The sequence below is a fragment of the Paenibacillus sp. FSL P4-0113 genome (assembly GCF_038009305.1).
Taxonomy (GTDB): Bacteria; Bacillota; Bacilli; order Paenibacillales; family Paenibacillaceae; genus Paenibacillus; species Paenibacillus polymyxa_D.
On sequence record NZ_JBBPAZ010000001.1, the window covers coordinates 5263795 to 5281880 of the forward strand.

At 45.9% G+C, this 18086-nt stretch carries 19 protein-coding genes, 1 pseudogene and 1 riboswitch; of the genes and pseudogenes, 18 read left to right on the forward strand and 2 right to left on the reverse strand.

Going from position 1 to position 18086, the window contains the following annotated elements:
* The first annotated feature begins 39 nt into the window (after positions 1-39).
* The 3 genes from MKX46_RS23035 (at position 40) to MKX46_RS23045 (ending at position 2584) form a co-directional block, all read left to right on the forward strand.
* Positions 40-453: a DUF350 domain-containing protein gene (locus MKX46_RS23035; RefSeq protein WP_013309402.1), complete on the forward strand. Its 414-nt coding sequence runs from the start codon at positions 40-42 to the stop codon at positions 451-453.
* 54 nt (positions 454-507) lie between these two features.
* On the forward strand, positions 508-1215 hold the full coding sequence (locus tag MKX46_RS23040; RefSeq protein ID WP_029516486.1) for a hypothetical protein: 708 nt from the start codon (positions 508-510) through the stop codon (positions 1213-1215).
* 115 nt (positions 1216-1330) lie between these two features.
* Positions 1331-2584, forward strand: a complete 1254-nt coding sequence (locus MKX46_RS23045) for an MFS transporter (RefSeq protein WP_069012839.1) — start codon at positions 1331-1333, stop codon at positions 2582-2584.
* Positions 2585-2659: 75 nt separating this feature from the next.
* Here MKX46_RS23045 and MKX46_RS23050 read toward each other — a convergent pair whose 3' ends face one another.
* Positions 2660-3898 (reverse strand): NAD(P)/FAD-dependent oxidoreductase, encoded by a 1239-nt coding sequence (locus MKX46_RS23050; RefSeq protein ID WP_165145053.1) that lies wholly within the window; start codon positions 3896-3898, stop codon positions 2660-2662.
* A gap of 114 nt (positions 3899-4012) precedes the next feature.
* Here MKX46_RS23050 and MKX46_RS23055 point away from each other — a divergent pair, with 114 nt between their 5' ends.
* From MKX46_RS23055 to MKX46_RS23110, 12 genes and pseudogenes are all read left to right on the forward strand, one after another.
* On the forward strand, positions 4013-4249 hold the full coding sequence (locus MKX46_RS23055) for a hypothetical protein (RefSeq protein WP_013370103.1): 237 nt from the start codon (positions 4013-4015) through the stop codon (positions 4247-4249).
* Positions 4250-4281: 32 nt separating this feature from the next.
* Positions 4282-4668 (forward strand): spore coat protein, encoded by a 387-nt coding sequence (locus MKX46_RS23060; RefSeq protein WP_069012837.1) that lies wholly within the window; start codon positions 4282-4284, stop codon positions 4666-4668.
* 143 nt (positions 4669-4811) lie between these two features.
* Positions 4812-5312 (forward strand): Lrp/AsnC family transcriptional regulator, encoded by a 501-nt coding sequence (locus tag MKX46_RS23065; protein WP_069012836.1) that lies wholly within the window; start codon positions 4812-4814, stop codon positions 5310-5312.
* 12 nt (positions 5313-5324) lie between these two features.
* Complete coding sequence (locus MKX46_RS23070; protein ID WP_029516491.1) at positions 5325-6536, forward strand: aminotransferase class I/II-fold pyridoxal phosphate-dependent enzyme; 1212 nt, start codon at positions 5325-5327, stop codon at positions 6534-6536.
* A gap of 113 nt (positions 6537-6649) precedes the next feature.
* Positions 6650-6856, forward strand: a complete 207-nt coding sequence (locus MKX46_RS23075; RefSeq protein WP_069012835.1) for an aspartyl-phosphate phosphatase Spo0E family protein — start codon at positions 6650-6652, stop codon at positions 6854-6856.
* Between the two features lie 101 nt (positions 6857-6957).
* Positions 6958-7527: a hypothetical protein gene (locus tag MKX46_RS23080; protein ID WP_069012834.1), complete on the forward strand. Its 570-nt coding sequence runs from the start codon at positions 6958-6960 to the stop codon at positions 7525-7527.
* A gap of 18 nt (positions 7528-7545) precedes the next feature.
* The gene (locus tag MKX46_RS23085; protein WP_029516494.1) at positions 7546-8109 is read left to right on the forward strand and encodes a cob(I)yrinic acid a,c-diamide adenosyltransferase; all 564 of its coding nucleotides are present in this window, start codon (positions 7546-7548) and stop codon (positions 8107-8109) included.
* Positions 8110-8130: 21 nt separating this feature from the next.
* Positions 8131-9084, forward strand: a pseudogene (locus MKX46_RS23090) (RluA family pseudouridine synthase); the annotation flags it as partial.
* 12 nt (positions 9085-9096) lie between these two features.
* Complete coding sequence (locus MKX46_RS23095) at positions 9097-9462, forward strand: arsenate reductase family protein (RefSeq protein WP_141695545.1); 366 nt, start codon at positions 9097-9099, stop codon at positions 9460-9462.
* A 72-nt stretch (positions 9463-9534) separates the two neighbouring features.
* Positions 9535-10431 carry a 5'-3' exonuclease gene (locus MKX46_RS23100; RefSeq protein ID WP_080710677.1) on the forward strand — a complete coding sequence of 299 codons (897 nt, stop codon included), beginning with the start codon at positions 9535-9537 and terminating at the stop codon, positions 10429-10431.
* 222 nt (positions 10432-10653) lie between these two features.
* Complete coding sequence (locus MKX46_RS23105) at positions 10654-11532, forward strand: ROK family protein (RefSeq protein ID WP_069012832.1); 879 nt, start codon at positions 10654-10656, stop codon at positions 11530-11532.
* Between the two features lie 166 nt (positions 11533-11698).
* Positions 11699-12706: an HRDC domain-containing protein gene (locus tag MKX46_RS23110; RefSeq protein WP_069012831.1), complete on the forward strand. Its 1008-nt coding sequence runs from the start codon at positions 11699-11701 to the stop codon at positions 12704-12706.
* 160 nt (positions 12707-12866) lie between these two features.
* Here MKX46_RS23110 and corA read toward each other — a convergent pair whose 3' ends face one another.
* Positions 12867-13802: a magnesium/cobalt transporter CorA gene (corA, locus tag MKX46_RS23115; protein ID WP_023987788.1), complete on the reverse strand. Its 936-nt coding sequence runs from the start codon at positions 13800-13802 to the stop codon at positions 12867-12869.
* Between the two features lie 552 nt (positions 13803-14354).
* A riboswitch (SAM riboswitch) is annotated at positions 14355-14480 on the forward strand.
* Positions 14481-14598: 118 nt separating this feature from the next.
* Here corA and metA point away from each other — a divergent pair.
* The 3 genes from metA (at position 14599) to MKX46_RS23130 (ending at position 18001) form a co-directional block, all read left to right on the forward strand.
* Positions 14599-15516: a homoserine O-acetyltransferase MetA gene (metA, locus tag MKX46_RS23120; RefSeq protein WP_039269776.1), complete on the forward strand. Its 918-nt coding sequence runs from the start codon at positions 14599-14601 to the stop codon at positions 15514-15516.
* Positions 15517-15641: 125 nt separating this feature from the next.
* Entirely contained in the window at positions 15642-16826 is a 1185-nt protein-coding gene (locus MKX46_RS23125; RefSeq protein ID WP_341071832.1) for a PLP-dependent transferase, read from the forward strand.
* Positions 16823-18001, forward strand: coding sequence for an aminotransferase class I/II-fold pyridoxal phosphate-dependent enzyme (locus tag MKX46_RS23130; RefSeq protein ID WP_029516501.1), 1179 nt, complete (start codon positions 16823-16825; stop codon positions 17999-18001). Before MKX46_RS23125 ends, MKX46_RS23130 begins: the two co-directional genes overlap by 4 nt.
* The last annotated feature ends 85 nt before the right edge of the window (positions 18002-18086 follow it).

Here is an 18086-nt window from a genome sequence, read left to right on the forward strand (position 1 = left end):
CTCGGGAACGCTTGGTAGAACGGGAGGGACGAAGTGAAGATGGCGATTGATGAATTGCTGTCACATCCGTTGGGGATGATGCTGGGTTATTTCTCGGTGGCGGTGCTGGAGCTAATTGTATTTTTGTCGTGTTTTGAGCTGGTAACCCGCTATAAATGCTGGGAAGAGATCAAGCGCGGCAATGTTTCAGTAGCCATGGCTACGGGAGGGAAAATGTTCGGTATTTGCAACGTGCTCCGCTTTGCAATGGAAGCCAAATCCAGCGTGTACGATACGATGATTTGGTCGTTCGTTGGCTTTTTACTGCTACTTGCGGCGTACTTTCTTTTTGAGTTTCTGACACCGGTATTTTCTATCGATCAACAGATTAAAGAGGATAACCGTGCTGTCGGCTTGTTTTCCATGATTATTTCAATATCGTTATCTTATGTGATCGGTGCCAGTGTAACTTGACACATCCTGTATACTAGAGCTTGGTATACGCTTGGAACGGAAGGATGATAAAGCTTGGAAATGACTATTTGTCCATGGTGTAACATGGAAATTATTTGGGATGAAGAATTGGGCCCTGAGGAAGAGTGTCCCTATTGCCATAATGATCTGAAAGGTTACTCTGACATCACCGATGATGAAGAGGAGTCTGTTTCTCCACCTGTTCATAGACATGCCGGCGAGCATGGACATGAAGAGACAAAACATGATCATTCGGCTTCTGTAACCCCGGTACCACACTCTCATGGAAAAGAAGACCTGAAGGGTTATCGTACATTGAGTATTCAGCTCGGTGATGAAGAGGAGCAGGATATTTTATATGAGGCAGAGGATGAAATCGTAGTTGATAAACCAGTTGATGCACCGTTGTTGCAGGATAATGAGCTTCATAAGCTGCCTGTGCTGCATACTTTGCAAAAATTTGAAGAAAGCGGTGCGGATCTGATGGCTTATGAACAAGGCGCTGAACAAATACTCGACAGACAAGATGAGGTTCTTGAATGCTTCCAATGTGGAGAATACATGCTGCATGCGGGTTCGCAAACCGTAACCAGAGAAGGCTTTGAACCGTCGATGTCGCCAGCACTTGGCAAACCTGTTCTGGACTTGCCATTCGTCTTGAATGTTTATGTTTGTCCTAGCTGTTTTCATGTCCAGCACACATTGTCAGAGAATGACCGACTGCGGATGCTGGAGAAGCTCAGCGGTATTTCCAACAATTAAATAGCAATCCCCCGGATAGGCTCAAGCTCAATACGGGCATCTTAATCGAAGAAATCTTTGAACAAGCTGGCTTGAAATAAGCTGATTGGTGATTTTTCGGTTAGGGGGAACTGCATTGAAATCAAACCTGAACGGACAATCCATTCTGCTATTAAGCTTGAATGGATTGTTTGTGTTTGCAGCAGCATTGTCAGGCACATTTCTCAACGTATATTTATGGAAGAGCAGGCAGGATTACGCGATGATTGGCTGGTTTAATGTCAGCCAACAAATTGCGCTGGGAATCATGGTCTGGGTGGCTGGGAAATGGGTCAAGGAACATAACAAAATGAATGCCCTGCGCGTGGGGACAGCACTGTCCGGTCTGTTTTATTTAATCGTGTTATATACGGGACCGCAGGCTGTAAACTACATATGGCCACTCGGAATGTTATTGGGTGCAGCATTAGGTTTATTCTGGCTGGCGTTTAATGTCATTTTTTTCGAAGTCACAGATCAGGCAAGTCGCGATCATTTTAACGGATGGGTCGGTCTGCTGGGTTCGTTTTCCGGTATCGTGGGTCCTTGGCTGTCTGGTTGGATTATTGCTCGTATGGAGGATGATGCGGGTTATCGAGTAATATTCAGTATTTCCTTAGCTTTTTATGTCGTAGGAGTGGTACTTAGTTTCTTTCTTCGCAAGCGTAAGCCGACAGGAAACTACAATTGGAAGGAGCCTAAGCAACGATTGTCACAAAAAGGGAGCATGTGGCGTCCCTTGTCGTTATCGCTTGTTACCCAGGGCATCCGTGAAGGGGTTTTTGCCTTCCTGATTACGCTGCTCGTGTATGTAGCTACTCAACAGGAATGGAAGCTGGCACAGTTTTCACTTATCACCTCGGCGGTTTCATTTTTCAGCTTTTGGGCTGTCGGAAAATGGCTCAAGCCACACTATCGCTCGGCTGGTATGCTGTTGGGTGCTGTATTGTTGGTGATTGCGCTGTTACCCTTATTGTGGCGTATGGAGTATATCACGCTACTGATTATGGGGATCGGCACCGCTATATTCCTGCCCTTGTATTTAATTCCTATGATCTCAGCGAGTTTTGATTTAATGGGTACGAGTGAAGGAGATGCGAATCAGAGAGTGGAACTGGTTGTACTGCGTGAACTGTGCTTAATGGTAGGACGGTTGACCGGTACACTCATTTTCTTGGGCGTCCTAAGTATCAGCAAGGCTCCTACAGCGATGATTTGGTTGTTGATTGGACTTGCATTAATGCCAGTGATCGGCTGGTTTTTTATGCGAAATGTGCTGAAGATGGAACAGAAGACAAAGCGAAGCAATTCTCATTCCCATGCACAACGCTGGCGCAAGCAAACGGAGTAACAGGAAAATTCAACACAAAAAGAACCTCAGAATTCACTTATATAGGCGAAAGGAGGTTCTTTTTGTATTCATATGTTAAACCATTGGTTTTGTTGCTTCTGGCGAGGGTTTGGTCGTACGGGTCAGAGAATACAGCTCCATTTCAGGTCGGTGTGTGCCCGTCAGTTCATCAGCCAATAGCTGTGCGGCCATCATATTCGTAACCGTCCCATTTCCCCCGTAACCCTCCAAGAAATAGCAGTTTGGAAAACGCGGATGTGGACCAATATACGGCAAGCCGTCGTGAGAGGAGCCGAATACAGCCGCCCAAGCGTAGTCGATCTGAAATGGCACACTGGGAAAATGCTCCTGTAGTGCTTGCAGCAGCTTTTGTTGTTGGTGTAGTAGCCTGATTTCACGTTGGTTGGCGTCCAATACAGGTTCATCCAAACCACCAATAATGATACGTCCTTCCGGTGTGGAGCGCATATATAGATAAGGACGGGCCGTTTCCCAGATCAGACACTGCTCATGCCACAAGGGAGCATCTCCGATTGGATTGGTGGCGATAGCATAAGAGCTTTGCAGAACGGCTCCCTGATCGGTTTTAATCTCTTGTGTTTCATAACCTGTTGCAAAAACAACCTTTTTTGCTCGGATCATTCCACCGTTAGTATGACAAACGACCTCATTATCATGGAATTCAAAATGCTTGGCTTCCGTATGCTCATATAAGCGAACACCGAGACGGTTGGCAGATTGCAGCAGGCCCTGGGCAAACAAAAATGGATTAACCTCAGCATCTTCGTGTGTGTACAAGGCTGCCGGTTTTCGAAAAGGAAATCGGGCAGCAACCTGTTGCTCATCCCAGTACTCCACTGGAAATCCAAACCGGGTTAGCTGTTTGTACTCTTCCTGAAGCACCTGTACATCTTCTAGTGTACTTGCATAGTACAGGCTGCTTCGCCGAATAAAGGAAGGGTCTGTATCCAGTGTGGCAGCCAGCTTATCTAACTGATCTAGTGCATCCTTGCACATGCGGTAAAACAGTACACCGTTCGTTTCACCAAACGTATTGATGAAAGAGGTTAAGGTCTTGTCATTGCTGTATTGCAGCAGGCCAGTATTGGCCGAAGAGCTTCCAGTTACCAGTTTGCGTTTGTCAATAACCACGGTGTCTACCTGTCGTTCTCCCAATAACCGGGAGCAGATGGCCCCCCCCATCCCTCCCCCGATGATCAATACATCACAATTTAAATCCTCTGCCAAAGGCGGAAAATCCAGCGCCTGCTCCAATGTATTCGGCCAATATGTATTCCCGCTTATCAACTCCATATAAAATAGCACTCCTCATAGGCAATATGTAGTATTTCTTATGTGTACATAGTATTTCGCCAAACGGACAAGATAACCAGCGTGCAACAAAACTTTTAAGGAGGCACAGAGATTATGCAATCTACGAACATGCAACCCCTGTCAGGCAAAGAGCTGGAGTACATCGTGGACTCCATCTCCAATGAAGAACTACTACTCAAACAATGTGCGGCCACAGCGGCGTCTATTCAGCACCCAGCCATCCAACAAGCCTGTTTACAACTGGCAAGAACTCATGAGCACCACTTGAATCTGCTTTCTAATGCTCTTCAACAGCATCAGCAGCTTGCTCCAATGCAACCACAGCAGTAATTTGGATTTACCAATAAAGGAGGTTTGACAGAATGTATTCACAAAACAATATGTCATTTATGCCCGAAGAAGATTTGCTCTATACCATTCTTGCTGATATGAAACGTACAGTGCGCGAATACACAACGGCGACGACAGAATCCAATTGTCCGTCTGTGCGTCAGATGTTCACCGACCTTACGAATGATACATTGCGTCTGCAAGGTGATTTGTATCATCTGATGAGCCAAAATAATATGTACGCCACTCCAACTAAAGCACTGCGCATCGATTTGGACAAACAGATTCAAGAAGCTCGCAAGACCCAACAAGAATGCCAACAGTTCATTCAGCAAAAGTCGACATCCGCGGGAGTATATGGTCAATCTATGCACCAGCAAGGCCAGTCTACACACCAAAACAACCCTTATTATATGTAAACGGGATTTTCTGTTTTTGAAGCAGATTCCCATAACAGCCGTCCACCTGCCGGGTTTACCGGAGTGGACGGTTTTTCTTTGCAGGTTTAAAGTGCGTATTGTATGATGTATAGTAATCTCTTTCGATGGAGGCCTTATGTAGAATGACAGAGCTGAATGAATTGAAATTAAAAGTGCTGGAATTGTTAAAAGAAGATGCAAGAAGAACACCGACTTTATTGGCTACTATGCTGGGGGTTGACGAGCAGGATGTACGCATCTCAATGAAAGAGCTCGAAGACCAACACGTGATTGTCAAATATGCCGCTGTAGTTAATTGGGACAAAGTCGACGACGAAAAGGTTACCGCTTTGATCGAAGTGCAAATTACACCCGAGCGTGGAAGAGGCTTTGAAGGGATTGCAGAACGGATTTATTTGTATCCGCAAGTTAAATCGGTCTATCTCATGTCCGGAGCATACGATTTGCTGGTAGAGGTTGAAGGCCGCAATCTTCGTGAGGTCGCTAACTTTGTGTCGGAGAAACTGTCGCCTATTGATTCGGTCTTGTCTACCAAGACTAATTTTACGCTTAAAAAATACAAGCAGGACGGAATTATCTTTGAGGACCATCAGGAAGATAATCGTCTGATGATTTCGCCGTAAAGGAAGATCATGATGAATCTCAAAACAGAAGCATTTACCGACAGTAACAAAGCTATGAGTTCCTATTTGTCCCCGTTGGTGCGCGAGATCCCATCTTCGGGTATTCGTAAGTTTTTTGACTTGGTGGGTGGCAACAAGGATATTATTACCCTTGGTGTAGGCGAACCGGATTTTACAACCCCTTGGCATATGCGGGAAGCCTGTGTCTATTCATTAGAGCGAGGTTTTACCAGCTATACGTCTAATGCGGGAACGCCAGAACTGCGTGAAGCGATCAGTGATTATCTGAATGAGCAATTTGAAGTCCGTTATGATCCTAAAAATGAGATTATCGTGACCGTTGGGGGAAGCGAGGCGATTGATCTTGCTTTGCGTGCGTTAATTGTACCTGGCGACGAAATTCTCGTGCCCGAACCGTGCTACATTTCATATTCTCCAATCACTGCAATTGGAGGCGGGATTCCGGTAGGTATTGAAACCTTTGCTAAGGATGAATTCAAGCTGACGGCTGAGGCGCTGGAGGCAAAAATTACACCTAAATCCAAGGTGCTGATTTTATGCTATCCGAGCAATCCAACTGGGGCTACGATGACTTATGAAGATTGGCTTCCGATTGCCGAAGTCGTGGAAAAGCATGATTTGATCGTCATTTCTGATGAAATTTATGCTGAATTGAATTATGGAGAGAAGCACGTCAGTTTTGCGGCTATGCCTGGTATGATGGATCGTACAATTCTCGTCAGTGGTTTTTCCAAAGCCTTCGCCATGACAGGTTGGCGTATTGGATATACATGCGGACATCCCGATCTGATTGCCGCTATGCTCAAAATCCATCAGTACACCGTAATGTGTGCGCCTTCTATGGGGCAAGTTGCGGCACTGGAAGGGTTGCGGAATGGTTTGGGTGAGAAAGATCGTATGGTAGAAGCCTATAATCAGCGTCGCCGTCTGATGGTTGAAGGGTTTCGGGAAATCGGCCTGGAGTGCCATGAGCCAAGAGGGGCTTTTTACGTTTTCCCTAGTATTCAAAGCACGGGACTCAGCTCAGATGAATTTGCACAGCGTCTTTTGGCAGAGGCTAAAGTTGCGGCTGTACCAGGTAATGTGTTCGGTTTGGGAGGCGAAGGCTATCTTCGTTGCTCATACGCGACTTCTGTTGCTCAGCTGACGGAGGCACTGGATCGGATTGGTCATTTTGTAGAAAAAGTAAGAAAAGAAGGTTAAAATTATTTTTTTATGGGTAATTCATAAAAAATAGTCTTTTATTTCTAATTTCTATGCTATAATTTGAAATCGATAGCAGGAAGTTCAATTTTTCAATTGTAGGAGGAATGCTCATGTCATATGTTGGATTTAATTCGTCTAGTTCAATAGGATACGACATTTCTCTGGAAGATGAAATTTTGTTCCTGCGCAATGAGATGATGCGGACGTTTCAGAAAGAGCAGTCCTTCACCTCTGATCTTGTCATCGAGATCAGTTGCAAGCTCGATTTGAAAATCAATGAATATATGAAGCTGTATGGTACGGAATGCAAGGTTTAACTGTGTGAAGTCAGCCAAATGTAAGAAGAAGGCCGTCGAGCCTTCTTTTTTTGCGTTCACAACTTATGATATATTAATGGCATGGAAGAGGGGGCGTACATATGAGAGCGGGGCTAAAAAGGCTATCGCCGTGGATCATCGGAATGCTGACACTTGTATTATTGGCTGGATGTGGGGGACGGGACAAGGACAGCTTCTCCATTTTTATTATGGATAAAGGGGATGCTTCAGTCATCCGTGAGGAGCTGGCACAAAAGCTTAAGGATAAGCTGGGCGAACAGGCTCCGACTATTGAGATTTCAGTCAGTCCGCTGTATAACCAGCAGAAGCTGGTTGTAGAATATGCGGCCGGGGAGCATGATCTGTTTCTTTTGCCGGAAGAGGACATGAAGCTGTATGGACAGAATGGTTCGAATCTGCCGTTAGATGATGCTTTTGACAAGAAGACGTATGCCCGGGGCGTGTTCGAGGGCGGCGTATTTAAGAAGAAGGGGCAGGAGGAAGAAGGAACAGATGTGAGCAAGGAAACTCATTTGTTCGGAATTCCGGTGGAGCAGATGAAGATGTTTAAGGAGCTAAAATATAACTCCAAAACATTATTTGCTACCGTTCCGCCTCGTACAAGCAATAAGGAAGAAGCCATCAAGGTGCTGAAAGCACTTACGGAATGATAAAGGGGATGAAATGGAATGGGAATCTATACTAGAACAGGTGATGAAGGACAAACTTCTGTGATCGGCGGTCGAGTGTCCAAAGATGATGATCGTGTGGAAGCGTACGGAACAATTGACGAGCTGAACAGCTTTGTAGGACAAGCCATCAGCTTTGCCGAAGGGGAAGAGTTTGCGGATATTCGGACTCAATTGGAAGAAATACAGCAGGAGCTGTTTGATTGTGGTTCGGATTTGGCATTTGTTAAAATCAGTGAAAGCAAATATAAGGTGAAGGACGAGCTGGCAGAGCGTCTGGAAGGTTGGATTGATGCATGTCAGGAGGAAAATCCGAAGGTGGAGCGTTTTATTATACCAGGTGGTAGCACATTATCCTCAACGCTTCATGTATGCCGTACGGTTTGCCGACGCGCAGAACGCCGTGCGGTTACACTAGGTAAACATACGGACATCAATCCGGCGGTACGTCGGTATTTAAACCGCCTTTCCGATTATTTCTTTGCCGTCGCTCGCACAGCGAATGTCCGTCAGGGCGTACCCGATGTCGAATATGTGCGCAGCAAAAAAGTGTTCCGCAAATAAGGAGGCAACCGGGAATTTGTGATGAGCTTGTACTATGAACCTATCGTATATACGATCCCTCCGGAGGAGGAGGGCATGCTGTTGAAGACTATTTTACAAAAACGTATGAACATTTCTCGAAAGTTAATATCCAAACTCAAGCTGACCGAGCAAGGTATTATGCTGAACGGGACGCGTGTGTACATCAGCGTAAAGGTGAAATCCGGGGATCGAGTAGAAATTCGCATGGAGCGCGAGCGTTCTGATGATATTTTACCTGAACCCATTCCTTTTGAGATATTGTTTGAGGATGAACATCTGTTAGTGGTGAATAAGGCGGCGGGCATGATTGTCCATCCGACTCATGGTCATTACACAGGAACACTGGCTAACGGGGTTGTGCATTATTGGCAGACCAAGGGGGAGCTGTTCCGGTTTCGTCCTGTTCATCGTCTTGATCAGGAGACGACGGGGGTGCTGGTCGTAGCCAAAAATCCATATGTACACCAGCATATTTCTGAACAGATGATTGCGGGAACGGTGGATAAGCGCTATACGGCTCTGGTGCATGGGCGCCCTGAGCTGCAGGAAGGTAAGGTAGACGGACCGATTGACCGCAACCCGGATGATCCGCATTTGCGTATGGTGACTCCGGATGGTTATCCTGCCCTTACGCTGTATAAGCTGGAGGAAGTGTGGAACGGGGGAAGCCGTATCGGACTAAAGTTGGAATCCGGGCGTACGCACCAAATTCGAGTGCATATGACTTATATCGGCTGCCCGTTGATCGGAGATAAAATGTACCGGATTACACCTGATGATGCTGCGCAACGTGAGCGATATGATCAGCTTGATGTCAAGATGCCTCGACAAGCCTTACATGCTTCAGAGCTGTCCTTGGAGCATCCTGTAACCGGGGAGCGGCTGACGTTCTATGCTCCTCTACCTGACGATATGGCTGAAATGCAGGAGCTTTTAAGAGAAAACCAAATGGAGGTTAAACTAGCGATGAGCCAACTGAAAGTATATCAGTATTCTAAATGCAGTACCTGCCGTAATGCAGTGAAATGGCTGCAAAACAAGGGGCATGAGACGGAACTGATTCCTATTTTTGAACAGCCGCCCGGCCCGGAGGAATTGGAAGAATTGATTCGCAAAAGCGGGCTGGAGCTGAAAAAGTTTTTCAATACTAGCGGTGAGGTGTACAAAGAGTTAAAGCTGAAAGATAAGCTGGGAGACATGAGCCGTGAAGAGCAAATTTCGCTTTTATCCTCAAATGGAAGATTAATCAAACGCCCGATTGTAACCGACGGTAACAAAGTAACGGTAGGGTTCAAAGAGGAAACATTTGAGGGCACATGGGGAGCTCAATAACGCCCAATTTACCCCCACGATATGTTATACTGTGGGGGTTAAATATTATGATGAATGGGAGCAATACAATCTGTGACACAACGCAATGAACAATCCGTAATGCTGGTTGACGGCATGGCCCTGCTATTTCGCGCTTATTATGCAACCGCCGCAAACGGTTATATCCGTCGTACAAAAGCTGGGGTGCCAACGAACGCCATATATGGTTTTATTCGATATTTTTGGGATGCAGTCCAAACGTTTAATCCTACACATGTTATTTGTTGCTGGGATATGGGCGGAACGACATTCCGTGGGGAACATTTTGCTGCGTATAAAGGAAACCGAGCCGACGCACCCGATGATTTGATTCCCCAATTTACATTGATTCGTGAAGTGACGGACAGCCTCGGCATTCCCAACATTGGAGCGGAAGGCTTTGAAGCCGATGATTGTATCGGTACGCTTGCACGCCATTATTCGCAAAATGAGGACATGGATGTAATGATTCTCTCGGGAGATCATGATTTACTTCAATTAGTGGATGATCGGACACGGGTCATTATTATGAAAAAAGGCCACGGCAATTATATGGTATACACCCCGGAGACCCTGCTGACTGAAAAAGGACTTAAGCCACGCCAAGTGGTGGACCTTAAAGGCCTGATGGGGGATGCAAGCGATAATTATCCAGGAGTACGAGGTATTGGTGAGAAAACGGCACTCAAGCTGGTGCAGGAATACGACTCTATTGAGGGCATTCTGGAGAATCTGGATCAATTAACACCATCGGTCCGCAAAAAAATTGAGAGTGATTTGGATATGCTGCATCTTTCACGCAAACTCGCTGAAATTCACTGTGGTGTACCTGTAGCATGTGCTTTGGATAGTTGTCTGCTGACGTTGGATCACGTGCAAATTGTAGACAAGTTTGAGCAGCTTGAAATGAAAAGCTTGTGTACATTGATGGGTGTCGCAACCGGATCATAATGAAGCTATTAGGCTTGGTACGACAATTTAAGTAAAGTAAGTTATATAGGGATGCTGAGGCTGGATGCGTCAGTGTCCTTATTTGTATACCGTTATGTTAACGGAGTTATATCGTCTTGTGAAGGATTATATACAATTGCGATTAGGGGATTGACCTCAGGTACATTTCAGGTGAATATAGTGGAGAGAGAACCGGATTATCGAAAGGGGACAACAGCAACTATGACAGTATTGGGAGCAATTGAGGCAGGCGGTACCAAATTTGTATGTGGAATTGGCAACGAACGTGGAGAGGTACTGGAACGAGCGAGCTTTCCAACAACCACACCAGCAGAAACAATGGAGAATGTCATCGCATTTTTTGAAGGCAAGGGCATTGAAGCATTGGGCGTAGGATCGTTCGGGCCGATTGATCCTATCGAAGGTAGTGATACATATGGTTATATTACAACAACGCCAAAGCCACATTGGGGAAATTACAATCTGATTGGTAAACTGAAAGAGCATTTTGATGTGCCTATGGGGTTTGATACGGATGTGAATGGAGCAGCACTTGGTGAGTCTATTTGGGGTGCCGCCAAAGGATTGGACAACTGTCTGTATATCACGATAGGCACAGGCATCGGGGCAGGTGCTTTGGTTGGTGGAAAGCTGATACATGGATTATCTCACCCGGAAATGGGGCATATTCTGGTACGTCGTCACCCAGAAGATACTTACGAGGGGACATGTCCTTATCACGGAGATTGTTTGGAGGGTCTGGCAGCAGGTCCTGCGCTCGAAAAAAGATGGAAGGTTAAAGGACATGAGCTTTCTGTCGATCACCCGGCCTGGGAAATGGAAGCGTACTATCTGGCACAGGCTTTAATGAGCTATGTATTAATCCTGTCCCCGCAAAAAATTATTATGGGCGGGGGAGTAATGAAGCAAGACCAATTGTTCCCGCTCATTCGTACCAAACTACAAAAACTTTTGAACGGATACGTGCAGCATTCGAGTCTGACAACAGGTATTGAGCAATATATCGTATCTCCAGGATTGGGTGATAATGCTGGATTGTGCGGTGCTCTGGCATTGGCAAAGGAAAAACTGAATCATTAGAATTTAGGGTTGACGGCACTCCAAGGTACGGTTATTATATAGGCAACAGTATAGTACGGCTCAAAAAGGGAAGCACCTTTCTTGCGAATACGCAGGATAGGTGCTTTTTTTTGCGTTTTTGTGTTGTGCGGGACTGTCTTTCAACGATATGAGGGAGGAAGAAATCATGGAGATAGTATTTTTAAATCGCTTGTCCAAACGGAATGAACAGGGCTATGAGGACTTTGCTCAGGTATGGATTGGGCAGCATGAAGGGGAATGGAGTGCAGGCTGGAGCACACACCATGTCCCGGATGAAAGTATAGACGACCTTTGGTATGAGGGCAGCTTGTGGCAGGAATTACTACATGTATACCGTCATGAGCTGGCGCTCAAAATGGCTGAGGGCTACAGGCCCCTAATCCATGGTGTATTTCATGAGCAAGAAGGATCATCAGGACGAGGACAAACGCTGCAAAAGCTGTATTGCTACAGTGATTTGTTTCCACGTGATGAAGTGTATGAGCAATTGACGATGTGGAGACGGCAAAAAGCAGCAACGGAACGAAAAGCACCTTATTTTATCGCTACGAATCGATTGCTTCGACTCATTAGCGTTTATCTTCCCCATACCGAAGAAGAACTGTTGGAGCTGCCTGGTATGGGTCAGGGTAAGGTGTCGCAATATGGGACGGAGCTATTGGCTATTACGACACAAAATGACCGCACCACGCCATTTCCGTTGAACTGGGTAACAGAGACGCTGGAAGAAGAAGTTTTTTTGTCATGGTTATACAAGCAAAAAGAGAACCAGTACAGGCAGGAGCTGAACAAATTCAGCTTAACTAGAACGATTATTGAAGGCATTTCGGACGGTCTTTCACTGGAGCATATCGGAATGAAGACAGGTTTGCATCGTAGAGAGATGATTGAAGCTGTGGAGCATTTGGATAGAGACGGTATTGATATGGACAAGCTGATCCACAAGGAATTGGTGAATGTATCTGAGGCGGAGCAGGCAGCTATCTGGTCTGCTTATGAAGAGTTGGGGGATACGTTGCTCAAGCCCGTCATGCTGAAAGTGTATGGGGAAGAAAAGGCAACCGAAACAGGACTGGATCAGATTTATGAGCGTCTGCGTCTGATCCGTATACGGTTTCGTCATCAGCAGGTACCCGGCCGACATGTTGGATAATATAGAACTAGTTGGATAAAGCTGGGTATTAAAGTATATTCAGGGTCCAACATACTAAAAAGCAGCAGCCAGTTCCTCACAGGACACGGCTGCTGCTTTTTATGACCAAGCTTGAAAATAGAAAAAAGTATCCAATTTGATACTTTTTCCCCTTTTATTTTTAAACCCAGTCTTTCTTACGGAAAATACAGAACATACTGACGCCTAATGCCACCATAATACCAATGACGACAAAATAGCCATAACGTGTATGAAGCTCAGGCATATTATCGAAGTTCATCCCATATATTCCGGTAATGACCGTCAATGGCATAAATACGGTCGTAATTGCTGTAAACACACGCATAATTTCATTGGCACGGTTGGCGATACTGGATTGATAAGCTTCTCGAAGGTTACCCATCAAGTCGCGGTAAGTTTCGAAAGTCTCCGAAATTTTCACAGCATTTTCATAAATGTCGCTAAAATATTTTTGCAATTGATCGTCGATGAGCCGCAAATCCCGCTTGTTCAGGGTATTGATGACTTCTTTTTGCGGGCCCAACACTTTTTTCAGCCACAGAATCTCACTGCGTAAGCCGATGATTTCGTTCAAATGCGACTTTTTCGTATGCATTAGAATATCTTCTTCCAGCTTTTCAATGCGGACCTCAATCCGGTCACCAACCAGAAAATAGTTGTCAACAATTAAGTCGACCAACAGATACATAAAACGGTCAGGCTGGCTGACTTCTTGCTCCCACAGCATAGGCTTGAGGGTACGAAGCTCATTGATTTTCTGCTTGGTCACCGTAATGATAAAATGGCGGCCGAGAAAAATGTTCAAAGCTCGCAAAAATATTTCTTCATCATCAAAACGAATGCTATTTACAACGATAAAATAATGGCTTTCATAAATTTCAATCTTCGGACGCTGTTCTTCTTCACTCAAACAGTCTTCTACTGCAAGATCATGCATGGAAAATAAAGGCTGGAGCACTGCCAAATCATCGACATCGGCATCAATCCAATAAAAACCTTCTGCCGGTGCAGTAAGCGCCATTTCAATTTCTTCGACAGGGGTAAAAACCCCGTTGTTGACCAAACGGATTTTCATATACGTCACTCCTTATGCTCCGCCGTAACGGAAATACGTTTACCTTAAGCATAAGGAATGGACTCAGTTAGCCAGTTAGCCGGTGCGGGTAAGCGTGCACTCTCATCAAAAGCCGGAGGCTTTTGGAGCATGCAGAGCCTGGCGTCCCGTCTTTCGGCAAGCTGAAGTCATTCCTATGCTGTTGTTCAGGGATCGCCGCCTATTCGGACTCGGGTCGCCTTCCATTCCGGATTCACCTCTCAAATGTTCTTTTTTTAGATTGCCACAGTATCGCAGGAAACACTCAAGTCTGCACTACTGCTCCATATTTTTGCCTAATAGCACTTGTATAGTATAACGCTCGGCCTACGGCCTTTCAAGCGCAAAATCATGGGCAAAATCAACAGTAGTGGCAAGAGCTTCAGCGATAGGAGGGATATGATTTAACCTATGGAAAAGGTAGACAAAATGTGAATGCAGGTTACAAATTTGCAAGTCCCATCTTGACGAAGCCCAGCCGATGCATTAAAGTGAACAACAAGAACTTTGTGAACCCAAAATGAATATAGCGAAATCTTATCAAGAGCAGGTGGAGGGACTAGCCCGATGATACCCGGCAACCGGCGATTTTAATCGCACGGTGCTAATTCTTGCAGGACGCGCGCTTTGTACAAAGCGCGTTGCCCTGACAGATGAGAGAGGCGCATATGGATACAAATATGACCTTTCTCTAACCAGAGAAAGGTCTTTTTATTATATGCCCGGCATCTCAACAAGACGATTTTCGCAAAACTTACCGAACAAGGAGTGAGTTTACATGCCGATTAAAATCCCAGACACATTACCTGCTAAGGAAGTGCTGGAGGGCGAAAATATTTTCGTAATGGATGAAAGCTTGGCTTATCATCAGGATATTCGTCCGTTGCGTATCGCCATTTTGAATTTAATGCCTACAAAGGAAACGACGGAAACCCAACTGTTGCGCCTGGTCGGCAATACGCCGTTGCAAGTGGATGTCACGCTGGTGCATATGAAGTCTCATGTATCCAAAAATACATCGCAAGAATATTTGAACATGTTCTATAAAACGTTTGACGAGATCAAGAACAGTCGTTTTGACGGCATGGTCATTACAGGAGCCCCGGTTGAACAGCTTGAGTTTGAGGATGTGAACTACTGGGAGGAAATCCGGCAAATCTTTGAATGGACGAAAACGAATGTAACTTCGACCATGCATATCTGTTGGGCCTCACAGGCAGGCTTATACCATCATTTCGATGTCCCTAAATATGGGCTCGACTACAAATGCTTCGGTGTATTTCCACACACCGTGATTAAACCTAAAGTAAAATTGTTACGCGGCTTTGATGAACTGTTTTATGCTCCTCATTCCAGGCATACGGAGGTTCGTCGGGAAGATATTGATCATATCGCCGAATTAGAAGTTTTATCCGAATCCGAAGAAGCTGGAGTGTACCTCGTAGCCACGCTTGACGGTAAACAAATTTTTGTAACTGGGCATTCTGAATATGACCCGCTTTCACTGAAATGGGAATACGACCGCGATGTAGCCAAAGGAATGGATATTGAAGTCCCCAAAAATTATTTTCCTAATGATGATCCTGAGCGCACCCCCCCCTCAATTTGGCGGGCGCACGCCAATTTATTATTCTCGAATTGGCTGAACTATTATGTATACCAAGAAACACCTTATGATATCGGGCCCCAGATTTAAAAAAGGAGCATGTAGTTTACCTTTGTAGAGTATCACCTTGCAGTAGCGCAGCAGTATAGTCTTTGACATCCATTTTTGCAGGATTGGTTATAGCACCCACTATGGAAGTTAACAGGAGGATTCATATGAGTGAGAAAAAGTGGAAAATCGAAAGTAGATTGGCACAAATCGGTTCAGTAGAAGAGCCAGTAACCGGGGCTGTTAATTACCCGATTTACCAATCTACGGCGTTCCGCCATCCCCGTCTGGGTCAAAGCACAGGATTTGATTACATTCGGACGATCAATCCCACGCGAAAGGTACTGGAAGAGGCTTCTGCTGCACTTGAATCGGGTGATGCAGGCTTTGCATGCAGCTCAGGTATGGCGGCGCTGCAAACGGTATTTGCATTGTTTGGACAGGGAGATCATCTCATAGTATCGCTGGATCTGTATGGCGGGACGTATCGTTTGCTGGAGCGTATTTTGTCTAAATTTGGTGTGACAGCCAGTTATGTGGATACGAACGATCTTGAAGCGCTCGAACAGTCATGTCGACCGAATACCAAAGCTGTATTCATAGAAACGCCTACAAATCCGTTAATGATGATTACTGATATTCGAGCGGTGGCTAAATGGGCATCACAACATCAGTTGCTTACCATTGTAGATAATACGCTGCTAACGCCATATTTCCAGCGGCCATTGGAACTGGGCGCGGATATTGTGGTACATAGCGCAACCAAATATTTGGGCGGACACAACGATGTGCTGGCAGGGTTGATCGTAACCAAAGGCAAAGAGCTATCAGCTGAAATTGCATTCCTGCACAATTCCATAGGGGCAGTGCTTTCCCCAAGCGATTGCTACCAGTTAATGAAGGGCATGAAGACGTTAGCGCTGCGTATGGACCGGCACGAGCATAATGCAACAGTGCTGTCTAACTATTTACTGACGCATCCGGCTGTGGCGGAAGTATTTTATCCAGCTCTAGAAGGCCATCCAGGTCGTGAGATTCAAAATAAACAATCCAGCGGAAATACGGGTATCTTTTCCTTTAAAGTAAAGGATGCTCGTTATGTGGAACCTTTGCTTCGTCACATTAAGCTCATTGCGTTTGCGGAAAGTCTCGGCGGTGTGGAATCGTTAATGACCTATCCCGCTGTGCAGACACATGCGGACATACCAGCAGAAATTCGGGATGCAGTCGGGGTAGATGACAGGCTGTTGCGTTTCTCCGTAGGCATTGAGCATACAGACGACCTAATTGAAGATTTACGTTCGGCGTTGGAAGCGGCACGTCAAGAAGTAGAAGGAGGAGAGCTGCAATGATAGAGGATGCGAGGAGGATCGGGCAGGATCTGAACAAAGAGCGGAAGTTCGCTACCAAGCTGCTGCATTTTGGCTCTGAAATTGACAGCGTTACGGGGGCATCGAGCGTCCCGATCTATCAAGCTTCTACCTTCCACCATCACGATATTTTTAATCCTCCACAGCATGACTATAGCCGTTCAGGTAATCCGACACGACAAGCTTTGGAGGATTATATCGCTTTATTAGAAGGCGGGGCGTGCGGTTTTGCCTTTGCATCAGGTATGGCGGCCATCTCTACTACATTTATGCTCTTGTCTGCTGGAGATCATGTCATTGTTTCCGAGGACGTATATGGAGGAACATATCGACTGCTGACCTCCATTTTGAAACGGATGAATATCGAAACGACCTTCGTCGACATGACGGACCTCAACCTTGTGAAAGAGGCGTTGCAGGAGAATACAAGGGCTGTATATATGGAAACTCCGTCCAATCCGACACTCAAAATTACCGATGTGGCAGGAATAACTTCTTGGGCACAGGACAACGGGCTTTTAACGTTATTGGATAATACTTTTATGACACCTTATTATCAACGTCCGATTGAGCAGGGAGTTGATATTGTATTGCACAGTGCGACCAAGTTTCTGGGCGGACACAGCGATGTGCTGGCAGGACTTGCGGTAGCACGTACCGAATCGTTGGGAAGACAAATCAAGCAGCTCCAAAATGGACTGGGTACCGTGTTGGCTCCGCAGGAGTCATGGTTGCTCATGCGCGGTATGAAGACACTGGAGGCTCGTATGGCTCACAGCGAAAAGAGCGCAGCGAAGCTCGCTAACTGGCTGAACGAGCGCAACGACATTGAGGCGGTATACTACCCGGGTCTGGAGAATCATCCAGGGCGTGAAGTTCATGAGCGCCAATCCAGCGGTTATGGTGCAGTGATATCTTTTGATGTGGGTTCTGGTGAGCGTGCAAAAGAAGTCCTCAGTCGCGTACGTATTCCAATTGTAGCGGTGAGTCTGGGAGCTGTGGAAAGCATCTTGTCGTATCCGGCGATGATGTCACATGCGGCTATGCCCCATAGTGTACGATTGGAGCGCGGGATTACGAACGGACTACTCCGTTTCTCCGTAGGTTTGGAGGATATTGACGACCTGATCAGTGATCTGGATGAGGCGCTGCGCTAGAGCGTTAGCACATCCGCAGCATCTTTGTCGTTTTCACGCTGAGAGCAAATATGTACAGTACTAAACAGCAAGTTTCCAGTATTTC